Annotated in this window: 19 protein-coding genes; 11 read left to right on the top strand and 8 right to left on the bottom strand. The window is 41.3% G+C overall.

All coding sequences use genetic code 11. The annotated features are described in order from the left end of the window. Positions 1–19: 19 nt before the first annotated feature. From AAEY79_RS11175 to AAEY79_RS11155, 5 genes are all read left to right on the top strand, one after another. Positions 20–484 (top strand): hypothetical protein, encoded by a 465-nt coding sequence (locus AAEY79_RS11175; protein WP_201567787.1) that lies wholly within the window; start codon positions 20–22, stop codon positions 482–484. Positions 485–530: 46 nt separating this feature from the next. Next, the gene (leuD, locus tag AAEY79_RS11170; protein WP_201567789.1) at positions 531–1,181 is read left to right on the top strand and encodes a 3-isopropylmalate dehydratase small subunit; all 651 of its coding nucleotides are present in this window, start codon (positions 531–533) and stop codon (positions 1,179–1,181) included. Between the two features lie 126 nt (positions 1,182–1,307). Beyond that, entirely contained in the window at positions 1,308–2,024 is a 717-nt protein-coding gene (locus tag AAEY79_RS11165) for a hypothetical protein (RefSeq protein WP_025651389.1), read from the top strand. Between the two features lie 197 nt (positions 2,025–2,221). After that, a complete protein-coding gene (gene leuB, locus AAEY79_RS11160; protein WP_201567791.1) occupies positions 2,222–3,325 on the top strand; it encodes a 3-isopropylmalate dehydrogenase in 1,104 nt (367 codons plus the stop codon). 458 nt (positions 3,326–3,783) lie between these two features. Further along, positions 3,784–5,055: a L,D-transpeptidase family protein gene (locus AAEY79_RS11155; protein WP_201567793.1), complete on the top strand. Its 1,272-nt coding sequence runs from the start codon at positions 3,784–3,786 to the stop codon at positions 5,053–5,055. A gap of 403 nt (positions 5,056–5,458) precedes the next feature. Here the strand turns inward: AAEY79_RS11155 and infA are convergent, their stop codons facing one another. The 7 genes from infA to dinB all read right to left on the bottom strand — a co-directional run bounded on the left by infA (position 5,459) and on the right by dinB (position 14,573). Beyond that, positions 5,459–5,680 (bottom strand): translation initiation factor IF-1, encoded by a 222-nt coding sequence (infA, locus tag AAEY79_RS11150; RefSeq protein WP_010199824.1) that lies wholly within the window; start codon positions 5,678–5,680, stop codon positions 5,459–5,461. A 121-nt stretch (positions 5,681–5,801) separates the two neighbouring features. Further along, the gene (truA, locus tag AAEY79_RS11145) at positions 5,802–6,641 is read right to left on the bottom strand and encodes a tRNA pseudouridine(38-40) synthase TruA (protein WP_201584498.1); all 840 of its coding nucleotides are present in this window, start codon (positions 6,639–6,641) and stop codon (positions 5,802–5,804) included. Positions 6,642–6,685: 44 nt separating this feature from the next. Next, positions 6,686–7,771 carry an asparaginase gene (locus AAEY79_RS11140; RefSeq protein ID WP_227675076.1) on the bottom strand — a complete coding sequence of 362 codons (1,086 nt, stop codon included), beginning with the start codon at positions 7,769–7,771 and terminating at the stop codon, positions 6,686–6,688. A 176-nt stretch (positions 7,772–7,947) separates the two neighbouring features. Next, positions 7,948–9,603, bottom strand: coding sequence for a FimV/HubP family polar landmark protein (locus AAEY79_RS11135; protein ID WP_352288375.1), 1,656 nt, complete (start codon positions 9,601–9,603; stop codon positions 7,948–7,950). A gap of 58 nt (positions 9,604–9,661) precedes the next feature. Then, positions 9,662–11,596, bottom strand: coding sequence for a FimV family protein (locus AAEY79_RS11130; protein ID WP_201584492.1), 1,935 nt, complete (start codon positions 11,594–11,596; stop codon positions 9,662–9,664). A 136-nt stretch (positions 11,597–11,732) separates the two neighbouring features. Then, positions 11,733–12,938 carry a tRNA preQ1(34) S-adenosylmethionine ribosyltransferase-isomerase QueA gene (gene queA, locus AAEY79_RS11125; RefSeq protein WP_201567754.1) on the bottom strand — a complete coding sequence of 402 codons (1,206 nt, stop codon included), beginning with the start codon at positions 12,936–12,938 and terminating at the stop codon, positions 11,733–11,735. Positions 12,939–13,487: 549 nt separating this feature from the next. Further along, positions 13,488–14,573, bottom strand: a complete 1,086-nt coding sequence (gene dinB, locus AAEY79_RS11120) for a DNA polymerase IV (RefSeq protein WP_101210894.1) — start codon at positions 14,571–14,573, stop codon at positions 13,488–13,490. 496 nt (positions 14,574–15,069) lie between these two features. Between dinB and AAEY79_RS11115 the strand changes: the two genes are divergently transcribed. Then, positions 15,070–15,315 (top strand): hypothetical protein, encoded by a 246-nt coding sequence (locus AAEY79_RS11115; RefSeq protein WP_201567755.1) that lies wholly within the window; start codon positions 15,070–15,072, stop codon positions 15,313–15,315. Positions 15,316–16,084: 769 nt separating this feature from the next. On the opposite strand, the gene AAEY79_RS11110 is transcribed toward AAEY79_RS11115, so the two are convergent. Beyond that, positions 16,085–16,984: an XRE family transcriptional regulator gene (locus tag AAEY79_RS11110; protein WP_201567757.1), complete on the bottom strand. Its 900-nt coding sequence runs from the start codon at positions 16,982–16,984 to the stop codon at positions 16,085–16,087. 237 nt (positions 16,985–17,221) lie between these two features. On the opposite strand from AAEY79_RS11110, the gene AAEY79_RS11105 reads away from it, so the two are divergent. The 5 genes from AAEY79_RS11105 to AAEY79_RS11085 form a co-directional block, all read left to right on the top strand. Then, positions 17,222–17,488 carry a helix-turn-helix domain-containing protein gene (locus AAEY79_RS11105; RefSeq protein WP_201567759.1) on the top strand — a complete coding sequence of 89 codons (267 nt, stop codon included), beginning with the start codon at positions 17,222–17,224 and terminating at the stop codon, positions 17,486–17,488. A 62-nt stretch (positions 17,489–17,550) separates the two neighbouring features. Continuing rightward, on the top strand, positions 17,551–18,873 hold the full coding sequence (locus AAEY79_RS11100; protein ID WP_201567761.1) for a DUF1376 domain-containing protein: 1,323 nt from the start codon (positions 17,551–17,553) through the stop codon (positions 18,871–18,873). Beyond that, the gene (locus AAEY79_RS11095) at positions 18,870–19,424 is read left to right on the top strand and encodes a hypothetical protein (protein WP_201567762.1); all 555 of its coding nucleotides are present in this window, start codon (positions 18,870–18,872) and stop codon (positions 19,422–19,424) included. The genes AAEY79_RS11100 and AAEY79_RS11095 overlap by 4 nt, the downstream gene beginning before the upstream one ends. Positions 19,425–19,426: 2 nt before the next feature. Continuing rightward, positions 19,427–20,956 (top strand): hypothetical protein, encoded by a 1,530-nt coding sequence (locus AAEY79_RS11090; RefSeq protein ID WP_352288369.1) that lies wholly within the window; start codon positions 19,427–19,429, stop codon positions 20,954–20,956. Positions 20,957–21,018: 62 nt separating this feature from the next. Beyond that, a protein-coding gene (locus AAEY79_RS11085; protein ID WP_350541748.1) for an IS3 family transposase occupies positions 21,019–22,144 on the top strand; the annotation gives its coding sequence in 2 pieces (ribosomal slippage) (positions 21,019–21,277 and positions 21,277–22,144; 1,127 coding nt annotated over the 2 pieces). This gene is flagged as partial in the annotation.

The following is a 22,144-nucleotide window of genomic DNA, read 5'->3' as shown; positions in this document are numbered from 1 at the left end:
AACGGCTGAGAGAACAGAGATGAAAATACTGCTCTTTTTATTTTGCATACTGGGTAGCTCTCAGCTAGCGATGGCTCGTGATTACTGTAATGGAAGATTTGCCTATTGTGTCGATGTGCCAAATCAATTGCAATGGTTGCCTGAAGCAGATAATGGTGACGGTCGTCATTTTAAGTTGCCCAACTCCAATGCCGATATTTTGGTCTTTGGCAGTAATACACCAAGTGTCTTCTTTTATACAGATAGTGATTATCTGAAAGAAAAGCAGCATCGATATAAAACAGGCATGACAGTTACTTATGAGCGGTTAAAAGATAAAACCTATACAGTAAGTGGTTATAGAGAGGATGGTCAAGTTTTCTATCATGTTATTAAGGTTAATAATGGTCAGGAAGTAGTATTACATCTGAACTATCCTGAGAGTGAAAAAACTAAAATGACAAGTATTGTTAAACAAATGGCACGCTCTTTTAAGCTTCATTAAGCAGCTAGAAAATTTACGTTAGTAATCGATATTTTAAGGAAAAACCATGCAAGCTTATAACACCCAAACCGGTATCGTTTGCCCACTCGATCGCGCGAACGTCGATACCGACCAAATTATCGCCAAACAATTTTTAAAATCCATTAAACGTACGGGCTTTGGCGTCAATTTATTTGATGATTGGCGTTATCTCGACGAAGGTTATCCGGGTCAAGATAACAGCACTCGTGTAATTAACCCAGATTTTGTCTTAAATAAGCCCCGTTATCAAGGCGCTACTATATTGCTGGCACGCAGAAACTTTGGTTGTGGCTCGAGCCGTGAGCATGCACCTTGGGCACTTTCAGAATATGGCTTTCGTACTATCATTGCCCCAAGCTTTGCCGATATCTTTTATAATAACTGCTTTAAAAATGGCATGCTACCAATCGTCTTGGATGAAGCCATTGTTGATACCTTGATGAAAGCAACGCTTGCCAATGAAGGCTATGAGTTGACCGCCGACCTCGAGCGTCAAGTGGTTATTACCTCAAGCGGTGAAGAGTATGCTTTTGAGGTCGATGAGTTTCGTAAGCATTGCTTGCTAAATGGTCTTGATGATATCGGTCTTACTTTGCAGCAAAGCGATGCGATTAAAGACTATGAGCATAAAATGATGCAAAAAACGCCTTGGATATTTAATGACGTTAGAGCATAGAGCGTGACTGATAGACCAGTGGCTATAAAAAACCGATGAACAATAGTAATGCAGCGTTGAGTTATGCTGATGAACTGGCTAGAATGAAGGGTAACTTATCTTCCATATTAAATAGTAGCCGTCATTATGAATAAACAACGTTATGCTGTCTGGACAAGTATGGCTGTCGCTGCAAGTTTATTGTTAACAGGCTGTCAATCATTGACGGGCTATAAACAAATAGACAAAGCAGATAGTGCTAAGGTGCGTGCAGGGAACATCCAACCTGTTGCGGGTGAGGTGAATATTTCTTGCCTAGGTACTTATCATTGTGAAATTGTGCAGATTGACAAAACTTTAGTCATTGCTCCGGATACCCACGAGCCGGTCAGTCCTGACATGCTGGTTACCATGCCCGTTATCGAAGGCGATAAGTCGGCACAAGAACAGATGAGTATTGATATGGCACCGCTGCTGAATAATAATGCGGTCAAAATCGTTCCACTGTCTAAATCTGGTATGCCAGGATTGACCAATTACTACGCACGGGTCAAACCTGCAAAACGCGAAGTACAGGTTAATTTCTATCCAGAAAATAACGTCGGCTATGTTGAGCGTTTTGCGATTATTCATGATTTCGTCGAACCAGGCACTTATCAGTTGCGAGCTTATCAAAAAAAATCTAGTGACAATTCAGGCAGTCTGTTAGACACAGCATCACCCGAGCCTTTATGCATCGAGCTGTCGCAAGATAAAAGTTTGCAGCGTCGATTCTGTAAGCAGTTGGGCGCTGAGCATCAAGGAGAGTTTGTAGAGACCAGCATTGTTGAGCAAAAATCTACGCAAGCAAAAACGGTGGCTTGATAGTGATGGCTAGCCTCTCGATTTGATTATTTTGCAACATTTAGCTAAATAAGAAACAACGACCTCTTTAGTACTGACTACCATTGATAATGGTGGTCTATTATTGCATTTGTCGCTAGAGGTCGGTTTTGTATAAAGCGGCAATACAGCTTTAGCACTACCAATCAATAAAAAACTATTTACCCAAAAGGATCTGTATGGCAACGATTTTAACATTAGCGGGCGATGGTATCGGCCCTGAGATCATGACTCAAGCGGTTGATGTGCTCGAAGCGGTTAATAAGAAATTTGCGTTAGGTTTGACCCTTGAATCTGGATTAATTGGTGGTGTGGCGTTTGATGCCACGGGTGAACCATTGCCAGAAGAAACGCTACAACGTGCGCGTGCAGCAGATGCGGTGTTATTGGGTGCGGTGGGTGGTCCTAAGTGGGATGGTATTGAGCGTAGCAAACGTCCTGAGCGTGGTTTACTTAAAATTCGTAGTGAGCTGGGTTTATTTGCCAATCTGCGCGTAGCCAAACTTTATCCGCAGCTTGTTAATGCCTCAAGTATCAAGCCTGAGATTATCTCAGGTCTGGATCTACTGATTGTCCGTGAATTGACGGGCGGTATTTATTTCGGTGAGCCACGCGGTATCCGAACCTTAGAGAACGGCGAGCAACAAGGCTATAACACCATGGTGTATAGCACCAGTGAGATTCAGCGTATCGGTAAGGTTGCTTTTGAATTGGCAAAAACACGCGCACAGGCTGCAGGTACGCCAGCCAAGGTTTGCTCAATCGATAAAGCCAATGTCTTAGAAGTCACTGAGCTGTGGAAGCAGACGATGATTGAGATGCAGCAAGCGGATTATAATGACGTAGCGTTATCGCATATGTATGCTGACAATGCTTGTATGCAGCTGATTAAAGATCCTAAGCAGTTTGATGTCATGGTGACGGGCAACATGTTCGGCGATATCTTGTCTGATGAAGCCGCTATGTTAACGGGCTCTATCGGTATGCTACCGTCTGCCAGTCTTGATGCTGCCGGTAAGGGTATGTATGAGCCGTGTCATGGTTCAGCGCCCGATATTGCTAGCCAAGACAAAGCCAATCCCTTGGCAACGATATTGTCTGTGGCGATGATGCTACGCTATACCTTTAAACAAGAACAAGCTGCACAAGCGATTGAGCAAGCGGTCAGTGAAGTGCTCGATGATGGCTTACGTACCCTTGATATCTTGGACAGCACTGAGGCAGGCTTGAAGCAAGTAGGCTGTCAAGAAATGGGTCAAGCAGTATTGGCTAAACTGGTATAAATAAACTGCGCTAATAGCTTCTTTACAATATATTTTAATCGTCTGATTTTTCTACTAAAACCCATAAATTGCTCAGCAGTTTATGGGTTTTTTATGCGCCGACGATTCGACATTACTGATGAGAACAATTCAGTCGTAAAATTCAGGATGCGGCACTTACAATACTGATCAGGCAGGCGTTGCATTAACACAGACACCGTAGGATAAGGCGTTTAGTAACACAAAGCCGTTATATGCTCACAACGGAATATGGCAATATTGGTAACTTCCAAATAAGCAGTAATAATGTTATTCCTCCAAAGACTGCTCATTAGCAATGTAAACGATAGATGTAAATAGTGGGTAAGAATAATAAGTACTAATAACGAAATTTCTAGAGCGTGTCCTCATTTTTAGCCTATTTATTTCAGATTGAGGACACGCTTTAATAAAACAAAAAATAATTTTAGGAGCATTACATGTATCAATTGACAAAAATAAGCACTGCGTTATTGGCGATTGGTTTATCAACCACTGTTTTCATAGGTCAAAGCGTAGCAGCAACCACTGAAAATATGACAGCGACCGATGAAAGCACGGCAGCAACCCCTGAAGATACGCAGGCAACCAATGAGACTACGACGACGAATACTGCTAATGTCCCTAACCAAGTCGCCACCAACAGAGATATCATCAACGGAGCTATTCCCAACAAACCTAACCCGAACATGCTTGGTAAGGCCGTGAGAGATGATGCTACTGATATGAGTCCAGTGACCAATGGGGTTAGCCAAAAGCTGACGGGCAACAGTAAGACCGCCGTATCGCTGAATAAATTTTTACCCACGATTAAGTACAGTACAGAAAATCTGCCAGCGACTGCTCAAAAAGTGAATGCAGCCAATTGGCAGGCGGGGGCAGATATCGATCGTAATACGGGCACAAAGTTGCAAGCATTATTAAATTGGCAGCACAGCGGCGTTGGTCCTGTGGATGGCTATTGGGGTAAAAACACCCGTAAAGCCATGCAAGCGTTCCAAAAAGCCAAGGGCTTGACGGTCACAGAGACATTAAATAACGAAACGTGGCAAGCATTAACCAAAAACGACCAACTGCTGGCGCAACCCGTATTGGTCAGCTATCAGTTGAGCGAGGCGGATGTCAATATCAAAACCACGACCATTCCAGCAGCAGCAAAAGAAAAAGCAAAGCTCGAGGGGATGTATTACGAAAGCGTGATAGAAGGACTGGCGGAAAAATTCCATATCAGTGAAAAGTATCTTAAAGCGCTTAATCCTAATGCCAGTTTTAGTGCTGGCGAAACCATCATCGTCTACAATCCGGGTAATCCGAACACCAAGGCTGTCAGCCGCGTGGTCGCTGATAGAACGACTGAAACGCTCTACGCTTACGATGCGCAAGACAATTTGGTCGCCAGCTATCCAACCACCGTAGGCAGCACGGCAACGCCATCGCCCACAGGCACGCACACCGTAGCAGTCAAGGTGCATGAGCCTAATTATACTTATACTGCTGATGATGGTAGTAAGGCGATTATTCCACCTGGCCCTAACAACCCTGTAGGAATGGTGTGGATTGGACTAAGCAAGCCCTCGTATGGTATCCACGGTTCGCCAGACCCTGCTCGTATCAGTCGCCAAGCCTCGGCAGGTTGCGTACGTTTGACCAACTGGGACGCGTTAGCGCTGCTAGGCGTCATTCAAAATGGGGCAACCGTAACATTTAAATAACGGTTCAGTATTAGGGCGTGTCTTCAATTCAAGCGCTTGTATCTATATGGGCTAAAAATGGCTAAATTTTGCCAAACATCGTCAAATAGCTGATTAATATCCCAATATTATTTGCGCTATTTTCCTCGTTTGACGGCAATTTATCTCATTTTTATGAGCATTTTTAAAATGAGGACACGTCCTAGTAAATCTTAAAAGCCAGACAAAAAAATACCGCTGTTGAATAGCGGTATTTTTTTATGATAAAAACCAATAACTAGCATATGATAGGCAATAATGAGTAGGTTAGCAATATCATTATTATTATCCGTTAAACCACTCAAGAATTTATATCAGTGCAAACCGTTTATTAATAAAACGTCTCGATACAAATGCCGTTATAACCATTCTAGGAAATAATAATTTAGTTTTTGCCACGATAAGTGATACGACCTTTAGATAAATCATAAGGTGTCATTTCGACCTTCACTTTATCACCCGTCAAGATACGAATGTAATGCTTGCGCATCTTACCGGAGATGTGTGCAATGATTTCGTGTCCGTTTTCTAAACGAACTTTAAACAATGTATTTGGAAGGGTGTCAATGACTTCGCCTTCAAATTCAATAATCTCGTCTTTTGCCATAATTTGTATCAATCAATTAAAAATAAGCCGATATTATACGTAAGTTTGCTGATTAAAGCAATACAGCCCTAGGTTTCTACTTGACAGTCTGTAACTGTTATGTATGTCCATTGAGGTTCATTCAGTCGGGCAAATTTAGCCAAATGGGCGTCAAAGAGGCGTTAGGTAATAGCTGCTGAAAGCGTTCAGGATAGTAGGCGTTAATAAAATACAAGCCATCACCAGAGGCGGTAGGCGGTGCAATGGTACGGTCTTTTTTGGCTAAAATATTTAAAAAATCGCTTGGCTCTAAGTCATGTCTCCCAATAGCATATAATGTGCCCATCAAGTTACGCACCATGTGATGCAAAAAACCATCTGCTTGGATATCAAAAACAATGAACTGACCATGAGCAAATAACCTAGCATGGCTAACGTTACGTACCGGCTGATTAGACTGACAAGCCGCCGCGCGGTAGCTGCTAAAATCGTGAGTACCGACGATATCGGCAGCCGCCAATTGCATCGCCGCCAAGTCGAGTGGCTCATAGATATGCGTTACTTGATGATTTAAAATAGCAGGGCGCTGTGCTTGATTTAGGGTGATATAACGATAACGGCGGGCAATGGCACCGAAACGCGCATGGAAGTCCGCTGGCATCGGTTGAATCCAGCGCAGGGCGATGTCATCAGGCAACAAGCTATTGACGCCGCGCAACCAGTTTTGCGTAGGCCGATAAGCACGGGTAGTAAAATGGGCAATCATATTGCTGGCATGCACACTGGCATCGGTACGACCAGCGGCGATCACTTCTACCGGTTCATTGGCGACCTTACTGATGGCAGTCTCTAGCGCTTGTTGGACACCGAGCACTTCTCGTTGACGTTGCCAGCCATGGTAATGAGTACCCAAAAACTCAACCGCAATCGCTAAGGTATAAATGGGTGAATCGTCAGACGCTATATGCTTAATCTCAGTCATGGTGTGTTCAAAATATATACAGTTGAGTAGGAGGTAGTGGTCTGTTAGCGTTTTTTAATGGTTGTACCAGCTTGGGTGACATTATTCAGCCAGCGCTGTCGACGCCTTGCAGGACTGTCATAGCGCAGCAGCAGCCATAATAAGCGAGCATAAATAGCGGGGATCGTTAAGCGCCCGCCAGCTATTACATGATAATCATACTGCCAACTACCAGCAGCGTAACTATCGCTCACCCCGCCAAAGGGCGATTGGCTGGCACAGATCACCATGTGGCCGCGCTCATAAGCCAGTTGTAGAGCAGCTGCCAGCGCGTCCGAATAGGGGACATTGCCTGCGCCAAATCCTAGTAGCATAATGCCAGAGGGTGGCTGCGACAATAATGCTTGTAGCTGATTGCTCATCACCTCGGTGTCATTAGGCAAACAGTATAAAGCATGGATGCGCACCTGCTCAGCGCGACCTTGAATAGCATCAATTATATCGTATTGGTCATCAAGCCAATGCTGTCGCCGCGTGTCTGGTAATGCTCTTATATAACTATTGGCAGGATAAGCGGCTCGAGAATGTCCGGTAAATGCCATTAGATCATGACTGTGTATCTTTTGCACCGTTTGTGCTGGCCATGACTCACCACCAAAGCAAATTTTAATGCCTGATTCGCCAGCCGCTGCGAGTTTTAAGGCGTCAGTCAGATTGTCCCATGCGTCACTATTGGCATCGACACTATAGTCATGCAACACTTCACTGTCTAGTAACGGGCGCATACTGCCAGTCACAACGATACTAATATCGCTACCGGCGAACGCTTCTGCTAAAAACGCCCCTAAATAACTTAAGGTGTCAGTACCAGTGATTAAGACAAAGCGTCTGTTACCTTGTGCATATGCGCTTAATAGGAGCGTATAAAAATGTACAAAGTCGCTAGGAGTCAGTTGGCTGCTGTCTTTAATTAATGCATTGTCAAGCCATGAAATCTTAGGTAGATGGCTCGCATTATCTTGCTTAGCCAGCAGTTGTTGCAATGTAGGCAAAAATATTTCAGCAGATAAAGGTGCTAAGGGTCGTCCGTAGCTACCAAAAGTACCACCAGCATAAATGAGGTGAATAGGGTCGGATAAGTTTTTTGTCATAACAGAGGATGGCATAGTATGGACGCAGTCAATGAATGTGAAAAAAAGAGAGGAAAGCTTAGGAATGATAGGTAGTATGATAATAGATATTATAAAGGTTAAATGCAAAAAAAATCAGCAAGTATTTATTCTAAATGATATAGAAAATACTTGCTGATACGAGAAGAGGTTATTGACTATGCGGTGCGGTCGAGTAGCACTTGAGCTTGCTGCTGCTGTTCGCTAGTACCTTGAGTGATGACTTCATTTAGCAAACGTTTGGCACTATCATATTCACCCAACTGTAAGTATTGACCAGCTAGATCTAAAGTGACTTGATTGCTATCCAAGGTTTTAACAAAGTCAAAGTCTGCGGCGAAACGTGAAGAGAAGTCTTCAGTTATTTCGACCTGATTGTCAGTAACAATCTCACTGTCTAGCGCGCTTAAGTCAGGTTCAGCTTCAACGGGTGTCGCTGCTGTTGGTGCATCTGCTAGCGAGTCAAAGTCAAAATCATCACCTATCAAAGTATTGTCATCGAACATCAATGGCATAGTAGGTGTAATGCTAGACTCTTCACGAGTATTTTCTACGTTATTATCATCGAGCTGAAACTCTTCAGAACTATTGTCTTCAAAGATGCTGTCTTCAAAGCTGTCACTTTCAAGGTCATTGTCTTTAAAGTTGTTCTCTTCAAGGACAAAATCACCAAGATCATTATCTTCCACAAGAGCAGGTTGTTCACTCTCTAAGACATCATCGGTAGGCAGTGATTCATCGATGTCATCTAACGATAAGGTAAGGTCATCTTCGCTATTTTGAGGTGCATCTATAGTGGCTTCATTAGTCGCTTGCTCAGCATCTGCATCCACAGCAGTCTCTAAGTCTGCAAAATCTAAGACAAAGTCTTCATCTTCTAGCGTGATGTCTTCAGACGCGCTATCAATAACAGCGGCATTGACAGAAGGCTCGGTATTATTATCGGTTTGTGCAGGCACATCAAGGCCAAAGTCGAAGTCGCTGATATCATCGTCTTGAATAGTAGGCGTAGCATTGCTAGCGTCTAGAGCCAGATTTTCTTCTTCAGCGATATCGACCTGACTGACCGGCATAATACTAGTAGCAGTTGGCTCGTCAACATCATCTTCTAAGTCACTAAGTGTTAGCTCAAAGGTGTCATCGACGTTTTCAGTGGTAGCGCTGACATCATTAAAATCATCAGATACTGCGGGTTTTTCAGTAGGCGTATCGAGTAAAGAAATCGCACTATCTTCGGCAGAAACGGTATCTTGGACAGTAGGTGTATTATTGACTTGGCTGGCAGGTAAGTCAAAATCTAAACTTTCAAAGTCAGTATTTTGAGTATCTTGCGCCGCGACTGCATGTTGTGCTACTTGATTCTGCTCTTCAACCAGCAAGGCTTTTAGTTCGTCAGCTTGTGCAATGCTTTTTGCATCACTATGACTTTTGATACCGTCATAAACTCTATAAAAGTCATCTGTTTGATTGATGGTCGCGTATATACCCAGCAGCTTAAGTGATAGCTGGCTGTCATTGGGTTTTTCTATGAGACCACGATTGAGGGTTTCGATGGCTTTGTCGTAGCGCTGTTGATCGATAAAACGCTGAGCAACCGACAGATTATCAAACTTGCCTTCGTTACTCGCGTTTTGCTGCGTAGGACGATGCTGATTGGCTCCAGAAGTGGTTACTGGGGCATTGGCTGCCAAGTTTTTACCAGCCTGTATAGGCGCGCGTGCCGATGGTTTTTGCGCTTTATTTTTGCGCATTACCAAGACAGCTATTAGTAAAATAAGCACCAGTCCGGCGATGATATATAGCATATTGTCCATAGTTACTCCCACGCCTACGATCACTGTTTGCAGTACACTGCGCTGATCAGTCAGGCAATTATTGATTGCGTAATTTTTTGAGACGAGCTTGAAGCTCCGCCAGTTTTTGGTTTTGTAATTGCAGTTTTCTAGTATAGCTGTCGAGTGTACTGTTGGTTTTTGACAGGCGCTGCGCTTGTGATGCCGCTTTCTGCCTAGAGGCTTTGAGCGTCGCTAAAGTTTCTGTACTGAGACCATTACCCGTGATGGTTGCTGCTTTGGCTTGAGTCCCATCGGCGTTGCCATTTTTATTGGCATCGTGACCGGGCGCGAGTACAGAAAAGCGCGCTGTTGGCAATGTCTGAGTGTTAGTAATGGCTGGCTTCTCAGGATTTTTGGCTGCTTGAGTTGTCTTAGATGGTTGCTCAGGCGCTGTCTTAGGCATTATTTTTGCCGCTGGTTTTGCTGCCGCTATTTCCTTACCGCTAGGGGTGTTTGCGCTCATTCGATATTGTCTTTGAGCATCAATAGCCGCTTCTAGATTTTGCTGTGATGGCACAACCTCATAGTTGGGTAAGCTCAGCTTAGCGTCTGCTTTGAGTTGATCTGCGTCTTTATTGATAAAAGCATTCGGGTTTTGGGCCTGAATCTGTTTCATGACCGTTTGAACGTCTAGATTGTTTTTCTGAGCAACCTGCTGGGCAATGACCCACAAACTATCGTTACGCTGTACTTGATAGTCAACTGGCGTGCTACTAGCGTTGTTAGTTCCTGTACCATTTGTAGCTGCGACATTGCTATTTACTGTTGGCGTAGCTGAAGCAATCTCGCTAGAGGGGATATGGCTTGGCGCTGTAGTAATAGCGTTGCTAGTATTTGCCGCGGGTATAGCTGCAGCGTTTGCAGCATTAGCGTTTGCAACATTGTTACTTGGTAGCGGCGATGTAGACGAGTTGACCATGATGCCATTATTGCTCTTATTACTAGGCTGTATCTGTCTTGTGATTTGAATATTCAGAATATCGAACTGTTTGTCAGTGATTTCAGCCGTCGTCTCATTATTTACCGCGACATTGTTAGCCATTACTTTATTAGCGATTACTTTGTTTTCGGTAGAATTGTTAGCTGCCTTGACTATAGCGCTGGTATCGTTACCACTAGCAGCCGTTGTCATAACGCTGTTGTCAGTATTTGCACGACCATTGTCCAAATGACTGACCGACTCACGGCTATTATCATTAGCGCCAACCAAAGCAACGCTATCATTGATACTAAAACTGCCATTCAAACGGCCATTATCCAAGCGGCTAGGGGCATAAACAGGGCTATTGCTTTGTAGCGTAGACGCAGTATTTTCCGGCAAGTTTGGCGTAACTGTCGGGGCTTGAATAGAGGTTTGAGCAGTGCGCACAGGCATTTTAGGCGCTGACAATGTTGTTGCAGTTGCTTTTGTTAATTCTGTTGCTTTAGGTGTTGATATCAGTGGTGGCGGCGCACCTCTTCTAACCGTCAACGGTTTGGCATTGGTGGCTGACATGACAGGTAAATTAGGTTTTTTTGCCCCTGTCACGATGTTTTTGGCGGCTTTAATCGGTACGCTCTCATCAAGAGGCATGAGTAATGTCTTAGGAATGACATTACGTTGACCCCCGTCATTAATGGCTAAGACCACATCGGCAAAAGGCTTAGAGACGGGCTGCGTGGTATTGATCAAAACCTGACCGCTGGTCGCTGATGTTGGTCTAAAGCTAACCGTCATCGAATCTGTTGGCGTCAGCCCCATTTGTTGATAAATAACAGGATTGGCCAAGCTGGCTGAAAAGTCGGCGGCTTTAATATCAGTGACCACAATGCTGGCAGTCAAGGGTTCGTGCTGTGCAGAGGTGACAACAGTCTTACCGATCGTTGCTGCTTGCGCGCTAGAAGATATAGCCACATAGCCTATGGAATAAAGTAACGCCATCGACACCGCACAATTTACAGTAGTCAAGCGATGAGATAAATGACAAGACATGTGCAGCCCTTAGAATGTGAGTTACCTGTGCTGTTATAACAAAATACGGTTTAGTTTACCAGTTTATTTCATAGACGTTGTTTTTTAGTAGCTACTGTACAGTAATGCTGACTGATAATATTTTAAGTAAAGAGTATTATTTCACTTTTTTATCAAGGAGCATCGCATCGCCATAGCTAAAAAAGCGATATTCAGCTTGGATAGCATGTTGATACGCTTGTTCGATAGCGCCCTTACCTGAAAATGCTGATACAAGCATCAATAGTGTGGACTTGGGCAAGTGAAAATTCGTCAGCAGTCGGTCTATGACGCCAAACTTAAAGCCAGGATATATAAAAATATCGGTGTCGCCTGACCAGCTAGAAAGCGCGTTGCCGTCAACTGCCGTTTTTTGATACGCAGTTTCAAGGACACGCGTCACCGTTGTACCAATAGCGATGACTTGCTTGCCATTCGCATGGGTTTGATTAATAAGATCGGCGGTTGGTTGTGGCAGATGTGCGTATTCGCTGTGCATGGTGTGGTTGAGTAAGTTATCCGTTTTAACAGGAGCAAAAGTACCCGCGCCAACGTGCAAGGTAACAAACGCTGTATGAATACCTTTTGCCGCAAGCCTATTTAATACCGTTTCATCAAAATGTAGGCTGGCTGTGGGTGCGGCGACGCTGGCAAGCTTGGCCGGATCATGAAAGACCGTTTGATAACGAGTATTGTCTGTGTCATCAGCGTGACGCTCAAAGTAGGGCGGAATGGGCAACTCACCATAAAGCTCTAAATGAGGCAGAATAGACGCATCAAAGGCTAAAATAAACAAATTGTCTTGGCGACCAATCATCACGCAGCCCATGTGACCATCAGCGAGCGCTAATCGCTGCCCCAGTTTTGGCGCTTTACTGGCTTTGACATGGCAAAGGGCCACATGCTCTCTAATAACTGGTTGCTCGTCCGTCGTCACTAAGTGCAGAGTCGCTATATCCAAATCCGAGAGTTCAATCAAACGCTCAATCAATACCTCCACCTTGCCGCCGGTATCCTTTTGACCAAACAAGCGCGCTTTCATGACTTTGGTATCGTTAAATACGATCAAATCGCCCGCATTTAACAAATCAGGTAATTGCGCAAATAAACGATCCTCTGCTTGACTGACCTTATCACTATTATTGTCAGCAGGCAGGTACAACAATTTTGAGGCTGAACGCTCTGACAACGGGTAACGAGCAATCAAGCTATCTGGCAGCTCATAATCGTAATCATCTACGCTCAAATAGTTTAAGCTATCATTGTTTCCATCAATATGAATGGCAGTATTACTATCGGCAACTACAGGGTGAGAATTGGTCATAATCAGTCTTTGAAAGGATAGAATTTTGGCGTAATTGTAGCAGAAATCAGAATATGAAAGGATAATTACTAAGGCATGTCCTCAATCTAAACGTAAGCAACTAAATGTTTAACACACACTACCATTCATCTCATTTTTATCAGTATTTTTAAAATGAGGATACGCTCTAAAGGGTGATTTCGTGTAAAAGCTATTTTGGCTACCCAAATAGCCTAAGCATTTTTATCAATCATAATTAATCCTATAGTTGTTCCACCAAAGAAATATTAGGGTCTGTTGAACATTCAAATGTGGCACTGGCAGTGGCTATTTTTTAGACAATACGCAGTGAAATTTTTGACGCCTAGTCATTCTAGGTTAGATAATTTCGCCATGTATTGGCAAAAAATAGCCCTGCCCTGAAAGGCTGATACTAAAATCACCCCAAACGTTGTTGTAAACCTAGCTAAGGTCTCGACATTATCGTCGGTTTACGCCTGATTTGATAAAAGTTTGGGACGATTTTAGCAATCAGTAGTCCTAATATTTGAATGTTCAACAGACCCTAGGTTATTCAAATAAATTTAACTGTGGTAATAATTGTGTGGCAGGGGTCAATGAAGAATAAGTCACCCCAACCAGCCTAATAGGCAGCTCGCGTGGAATGTCTAAAAACAGCTTATCTAACCAGTAGTGAGCATCTATAGCATTCACAAATGCAGTCGATAAGGTGTGTGAGCGCGTAATTTGAGTAAAGTCTGCGTATTTAATCTTCAGTGTAATGGTATAAGCAATCAATTGCTTCTTTTGCATTTGTCTAAATGCATCGTCATTTTGCTCGTAGATTTGTGCTTTTAGTTCGTCGTTATTGTTTAGATTGTCTCTAAATGTGGTCTCAGAGCCTACCGATTTATGCGTGCGCTCAGATTTGACAGGGCGCTCATCACGACCATGAGCAATGTCATGATAAAACTGGCCACGCTTACCAAACTCCTGCACCAATATAGCGGCTGGCGTGCGTCGAAGGTCGGCGCCATTGCTCACACCCATCGCATGGAGGCGCTTGGCAGTTGCTTTGCCAATACCATGAAAGCGCTCGATAGGTAGTGTACTAATAAAAGCATCAGCATCAGCTGGGGTGATAATCGCTGTACCGTTAGGCTTATTAATATCAGAAGCAATTTTGGCTAGCATCTTATTAAACGACACGCCTGCAGAGGCTGTTAATCCAGTTTGTTCTAAGATTTGCGCCCGTAACCAATTGGCCATCAAAGTCGCAGAACCTTGCTGGGCTTGCAAACCCGTGACATCGAGATAAGCTTCATCCAAAGATAACGGCTCAATATGCGGTGTCAAGCGGTGCATGATACTGCGGATATCGCTACTGACCGCACGGTAGACATCAAAGCGTGGTCGCACAAATACTACTTCAGGACAGCGTTTGCGCGCCTCGTAACAGGACATCGCCGAGCGCACACCAAATTTACGGACTTCGTAGCTAGCTGCAGCTACCACGCCGCGACCATTTGGGTCACCACCAACTACTAATGGCTTGCCACGTAGCTCAGGAAAATCACGCTGTTCGACACTGGCATAAAAAGCATCCATGTCGATGTGAATAATCTTACGCAAGCTTGGTTTGATAGAAGCAGTCATGACAACTATTTTACCTGATTTGGTGATTATTTTGGTATTGATTGTAGGAGGTGGGAACGAGCTACGATGATATGCTTGAATGAACAGATCTAAGAAAGTAACAGACATAAATAGCTCTGATTTAAACTTCTAGTGAGTTAGTGTGCCTCTATTAATAGGCTTATCTTTATCATCGCATGAAATTTTTCTTAACAATTATTCTAATAATTATTCTAATAATTGTGCGATGACTATCTGGTCATCGATAAATTAATACCGTTTATCATAAATAAATGCTTTTTATATTACAGTTTTCCTTCTGAAGTTTTACACTAGAATTTCAACAGAAGTAAACGACTGTTGAAAGGACAAAAAATGCCTTATCCGCTTAGTTACTAAAATAATGATAGGTGTTGTTTATAGCTCAGGCCATGCTTTTAGAGCAAGTAATGGCACAAGTCATCATCGTAAAAAGATGTCTTTTTAATGATGATACAAGACAATTAAGGAGCCGCTGATGAATAACGAATTAAAAGGGAGCGATTTGACAAGAGCAATGCTGACACGTGGTGATAAAGAGATATGGTGTGCAGTTTGTGATAACAGCGATGAGCAAGCAATGATGGATCATTATGGTAATGATTTTACCGCTTATATTGTCTCATACTATGACGGATATTTTTATTGTAGCAGCGGAACACCTTGGGGTTACGCAGTACCAATCAAAATAAGTGCCGTCATGCAATATGAGGTAGGAATATAAACATAATGACCAATCATGCTGGCACAAAAAAACCTCCAAAATAGGAGGCTTTATTGTTAATAAATAATGGTACCAGTGGTCGGACTCGAACCGACACGCTTTAAAGGCAACGGATTTTGAATCCTTTGGCTATCTCAAATAACTAGATATACTTAACGATAATAAGCAATGAGTAGAGATAAAATATATTTATAAACAATGACTTAGGGTTAAATTAACTATATTTAGCTATAACTAAAAAGATGTAACAATATTTTTCAAGTATCAAATAAGTATCAAAATTACTTTTAAAAATTGGTTTGTTTAACTAGTTTTAGATCTCGTCGTTAATTTTAATATGATGAAACGCATTTATGTAACGGACTTCGATTCAGTTAAGAGTACCAAAAAAGTTATCAGCAGATTGTACAAAATATTAAATTATATAGATTGTAATAATTAAACTTTGACCCAACCGTTTATCCCTAATTATTACATTGAATGCGCAGCATATCGAATCAGCTGCGTACATTTATTTATTGCTTAGCCAATAAGCTCTCTAGTACATAATTCTTTATTATACATTAGATACAAGCAGTCCTTAGTAGTCCAAATGCATTTAATATCACTGATCCTCTTCAGATTCGAGCGATTGTCATTAAACTATTGATTTAGCGCGTTTGGATAGTCGAGCTTATTATTTGCTTATGCTTCCTAAAGGTGCAGATGACCTTTTTTTAATATTTAGTACTCTTCATAAGTAGCTTTAAGGTCACGTTAAGACATTTCTTTACCAAGGATCCATATTAGTCCAAGCATAAACATAACCGAGAACCTCTAAGCTGTCTGTTTTGGATTTAGAAATTTTCTCATCTGGATATTCCTTGTTCTTACATTGTAGTAGCAGGCCACCATCAGACTGATTAAATAGTGCTCTTACCCCGTAAAAGCTATCCGTTCTTATCAAGTAAAACTTGCCGTTTTTTATAGTGCGTTTAGTTAAATCTACTGAGCACTGTGCACCAATAGTGATTATCGGCTGCATGCTATGGTCTTCTTGATTATAGAATAGGGTCTTACTTAAGTTACTGTTCGTCCGTTCAGCAATTTCAGATTGCGACCTTAATGGTTGTTCTACATGTTTAAAATTTTCTATAAAAACACTTAAATTGGGATATTTCTTTATCTGTTCTAAGGTCGACCTATTTTCAATAAAATCATCCGCTCTTTCCTCCCATTCTAGCCACTCTTCATACTCTTCGATTTGACGCTCTTGTTCAGCAGAAGGCTCGTATCGTTTTTCAAACTCTTCATGCTCACTAAAAATCTTATTCTCAAACTCTTCTTTTAAAAATCTAATACTATACGGAAGTCTAGGTTCTAAACCGAGCTCTGTAATGTAATGATCCCTCATACTTTCTTCGTAAGCGTTCATATAGTCCATAGCGTCGTCAATATCTTCATAAGAACTATAAGGATATTCACCATTCAATAACCAATATTCTGATTCACCTAGAACCTGTGAAAGGCGGAGTAAATATTCGCCACTTGGTTTGGCTTTACCAGCTAACCATTTTGATATGCTTCCTTTAGAAACCCCCGTAGTTTTAACAATATCTACTTGTTTAAGTCCTTTCGCCTTCATGCACTCTTTAATTCTATTAGCCATCTGTTTTAGATCTTCACTCACAAATTTCCCCTTAACTCATAAAAAGTTTCTTGTATTTATTTTATCACGAGAAACTTTTAAAAGAAATAGCATAAAATAGTGATTTCTTATGCCATAGCTACTTGTACCCTGCTATACATGAAAGTTACATTACTTAACAATAATAATTTAGGTTTCGATTGATTTTGATAGTTTCGAGAGTAAACTATACTTACTAGTATTTAGAAGTAATAATCTATATCGACAAGGAAAGAAGTTATGTATCGCAAAAAAACTTGGTCAGAATATACAGATGATGAAAAAGAGATTTTAAAACAAAAAGTCATTGAAGCTGCTCCAAATACTCCTTTTTCGCCTGAATTCGCCGCCGCCTACATAGGCAAATCATTGCACACGTTGCAGCATATGCGCTGTCATAAATCAGATGCTATTACATACAGCAAAGTCGGCCGACATATTTTGTATAGAAAAAGACATCTGGATGAATACCTTGATAGCTGCGAAAAATCATGTACATCGAGCTAATTTTTAAAAAGCTGTTAAGAAACTTAAAACTTAGCTTCATATTAATTGAAGGAATCTGAAAAATGCCAAAGCAAAAATACGAAACAAATGGCAGTAGTGGAATGCATTATGTGAATCATAATTTCGGTGATTGGGAGCTCGAAACACGTCATATGACGCGTATAGAGAAAAGCATATATTTAGATATGCGTACGAATTATTTAAAAGATGGTAAGCCGTTTACTTCTGATGTAGATCTATTGGCGCACAGGTTATCTTGTAACAGTGATGATGAAAGAAAGGCCTTAGAAATAATTTTAAAAGATAAATTTAAATTGGATAAACGTACTAAATCCTACAAACACACTATTTGGGAAACTATCCTGAAAAATTATAAAGCTCGCAATTGGAAGAACAGTACAAACGATACAGTAAATAATGATGACGTCACGATTCATAACAATAGTGTTATTCCAACCACTCCCTTAACTGATGCTCAAAGAAAAGCCAAGTCACGTGATGCTGAAAAGATAATGCGTCAGCAGTTATCAGACATAGGTGTAGATAGCACAGGCACTAAAGGCATGACTAAGTTGCGAAAATTATTTGACATACATCAGCATAAAATTAACTCAAACAACAATAACATTGCAACGTGTCACTCTGAGAGTCACGCAATAGTCACGCAAAAAGAAGCTATAACTATAAAACATGAACTAGAAAACAGAAAACAAGAAACATTTGAGAGAGAGGCGCACTCACAAGGTTCTTCTATTGTGTGCTCAGATGTTCAAACTGATTTTGTTGAGCAAAATGATACTAACCATGATTTATCCACTAGCGGTTATGATGGTATTGAAAAATGGCAAGCACCCTCAAAGAGCGTTATGCAAGTTGATCTATCTCAGGCAAGTGTGAAATTAGAGATGACAGATAATGAGTATAAGTTACACGTTGAAGATTTTAAAACTTATTACGCAGAGAAGGCTCAGAACGGCAAGCCTTTAGAAAGTGAAGGTATTCGTAAGCTAAGACTACGCCAATGGTTACAACGTGTTGCAGATCGCCAACTCACTACTAAAGAGCAGACTGATAAACGCTTCAATATCGATGATGAAGACTGGGAAAATGAGAGAAGTAGCAAATCAAATAAGAATGATAGCAGAGAGAGTACGACTGATGTTTATCACCCCAGTCATAAAAATTCATCAACTTCTAAAGTTAAAGCCAACCCTAAAATTAATGTAGTTCTTAACGGATTATGGAAATCAACTTTACCTAAAATGTCAGTTGATGAAACCTACTCATATATAGAACAGCATCACATGCCAGGCGAGTCGAAGGATGAGACGTATGATCGATTGATAACTGAAATACAAAAAGAAAATAAATTTGAGACAGTATGAAAACTACAAACTTAAAACCGAATCAAAAGCTTATTAATTTAAATAGAGACAAATTGCTTATACATCCGCAAGCTGAGCAAGCTTTAATAATTTGGCAAAGGCTCAGGCTCAGCTCATCTTCTGTAAGCATTAGATATCTAGATAAGTTTTATTGCCCGCCTATCAGAGTGATCAAAAACAGTAGTGATACATTATTTTTTATTAATGATTTTAAGAGAGTTGATGAGATATTAAGACTGCAAAGTACGGACAGTTATCCATGTCTCATCACACCAGAAAGTATTAAAGATATTCGAATGCTGGCATGGGCTGAGGTAGTGCAACTCGTCAACCTAAAAAATATTAATCACCCTGACTTATTTAAGGCGCTTAAGCAGAAAGCGCCCAGCTCAGTTATTTGTAAATTGATGCGCATAGATGTTTTATCCGTTGAGTCGTATTGTAAATTTGCCGGTATTAAAAAGGCAGACTTTGAGTATCAACAATGTAGAAAAGCTATTCAGAACAATGTGATAGGTATTCCAAAAAACATGGATTGGCTGGTGAACTAATTATGATGAATTTAAATAAGAATGAGTTGGATATAGTTCTTGATAAGCTAGTACCTGAAGGGTCTCCTGATGTTGTAAGAATACAAGATTTGATTATTTACGTTTTGGGCTTTAGACCAAATTTTGCTTTGAATATAAACTTCGCTATAGATATATTTGAGGTTAATTTTACAGAAGGTGAATGCTCTGACATAGCAACTAGAATTATTAAAGAGCAGAAAATTGAAGAATGGGCTGTCTCTTATATGCTGATACTTTTTTATCAGAAGTATGGTGAGGTAGATAGAAAAAGCATTGCCTGGCAGTTTATGAGCATATATCTACAGATCATTGTAAGAATCACAATGCGTGGAGATGGTCATCTTGCTAAGGTGAGTCAGTTAGGTGTTAGAGTCAGAATGGGGTTAAATGCGAACAATCCACAATCTGAAATAGTAAAGGAGCTTATTGGTATACATGCCCAGCAGAGTTCATTAGAAAGTGTACTACATGCTATTCGCCAGTATGAGGTTTTAACTAAGCAGTCAGAAGCCTCAAGTAAGGTTGTTAATAAAAAGCTGGCAGGAAAGATTGGTCGTATTAGGCTCGCTTACGAGGTCGTAGCGGAAGATAAGGCGTTTATTGGCAAGACTTATTCTAAGTCTGATGACACTGACAATAATAGTGTTGGTTTAAACAAGGTTTTTCTTGATAGTGATGATGAACCACTTAGAGCCACTATATTTGGAATAAGTCACCAAAACGATAATGTGTCCTCCAATGAAAATTTAGCTGATGATGATCCAGAGAAGCTTTTAGATAACGATTTTAAGCCTTCTAGATATACTGCTAAGTCTGCTGAACTGCAGCAATGGAAACTCAAAAATAACTTTCGCCACGCTAGGCGCAATCAATTTGGCTTTCCAACAAGTTTACGGCAGCTAAGTTTACTGAGTATTCAAAAATTGTTTAATAGAGTTTGGCAGCTTTCAATGGTTACGGATGATTATAGTCGTTTTGGCTATGTAGTTATCTTAATGTCATTCCTTAGTGGACGTAAGATCCAAGAAGTCATTAATGAACTTGGCAAAGAGAAAAGCCAACGCACGTGGCTCAGCAGTAAAAAAATAATAGGTGAAAGCTACTACACTTTGAAGATTGTAGTAAACGTTACTATGAATCGCAGAAGTCATCTACTGCAACATCGCAAGAGTATTGATAACGAATTTATACTTCTTTTACCTACTCAGTTGCATTCCATTATTGACGCAGTCAATATCGAAAATACAGATATATCTGAAATACTAAAAGACCTACAAGAACAATTAGACCTGCCTGCACTCAGTTATCAACACATAAATTCAGCTCTATACCTCATCATAAAAAATAAGTTAAATGAGCCGTTGCACGCTGATTTAATCACTGGTGTTGACGTTAGACATAGCTCGCCTCTTTACTACACAAGCATTGATTCTAATAGTATTGAGAATACATATAGAAGTGCTATTTTGTTAATGAGAAAATATTGTCCTGATATGATTCAATCACAGTGAGCTATGCTGAAGAAACCGTACAACTAAACTTGGTAAACTAAGCGTATTCACAGGAGTTTACCATGACCAAGAAAATCAGAACTTACAGCACAGAATTTAAAGCAGAAGCCGTTAAGAAGATAGCAAACAATAATGGCAATATCTCAGCGACCGCAAAGCAGCTTGGCATCGCCATGCAGACCTTATCTAATTGGCATAACAAAGCCAACCAAGGCAAGCTTGTAGGAACAGAGCAGTACGATCCACAGCTCATAGCCGTGATTGAAGAGAACAAGCGCCTCAAACGACAGCTTAAAGTAGCCGAAGAGGAACGAGAGATATTAAAAAAGGCGACGGCGTACTTTGCAAAGCACAGCTAGTCAGGTACGCCTTTATCAAAGATAACCAGCACTTCTTTAGCATCACCACTATGTGCCGTGTGCTAAAGATTAAGCATTCAAGTTACTACGACTGGCTGAGTCGCGATATCAGCGAGCAGCAGATACATCGCAACCATTGCGAGCTACTCGTTAAAGCCGCTCACAGTGAAAGTAAAGAACGTTATGGTTATGAACGTTTGCATGCAACGCTCACCGAGCAAGGCCATGACATTAGCCTATACATGGTTAGAAGCATTAAAGAGGAACATGGCATCAAATGCCGTCGCCACAAGCGCTTTAAAGTCACTACCGACTCCAATCACAACAAGCTGATCTATCCAAACGTACTGGATCAGAAGTTTGATGCCAGTCGCCCTAACCAAGCGTGGGTCAGTGACATCACCTATATTTGGACACTTGAGGGTTGGCTGTATTTAGCAGGCGTTAAAGACTTATACACTAAAGAGCTTGTCGGTTACGCTATTAACAAGCGTATGACCGCAGATTTAGTATGCCGTGCACTCAACATAGCGATTAAGAACAAACGACCCAGTAAAGGGCTAGTCGTTCACTCTGATAGAGGCAGTCAGTACTGTAGTCATGCCTACCATAAGATCATCAAGCAGCATCAGCTTACAGGCTCAATGAGCGCTAAAGGTAACTGCTTTGATAACGCACCTATAGAGAGCTTCTGGGGCGTATTAAAGAATGAGTTAATATATCATCAGGACTATAAGACCAGATTTGCCGCCATTACCGATATCATTAGATATATCGAGTTGTACTACAACCAAACGAGAATTCAAAAGGGTTTAGGCTATAAATCGCC

It is taken from the genome of Psychrobacter sp. GW64-MNA-CIBAN-0177, from assembly GCF_040309585.1.
Taxonomy (GTDB): Bacteria; Pseudomonadota; Gammaproteobacteria; order Pseudomonadales; family Moraxellaceae; genus Psychrobacter; species Psychrobacter okhotskensis.
This window is presented reverse-complemented; position numbering and strand designations above follow the sequence as displayed.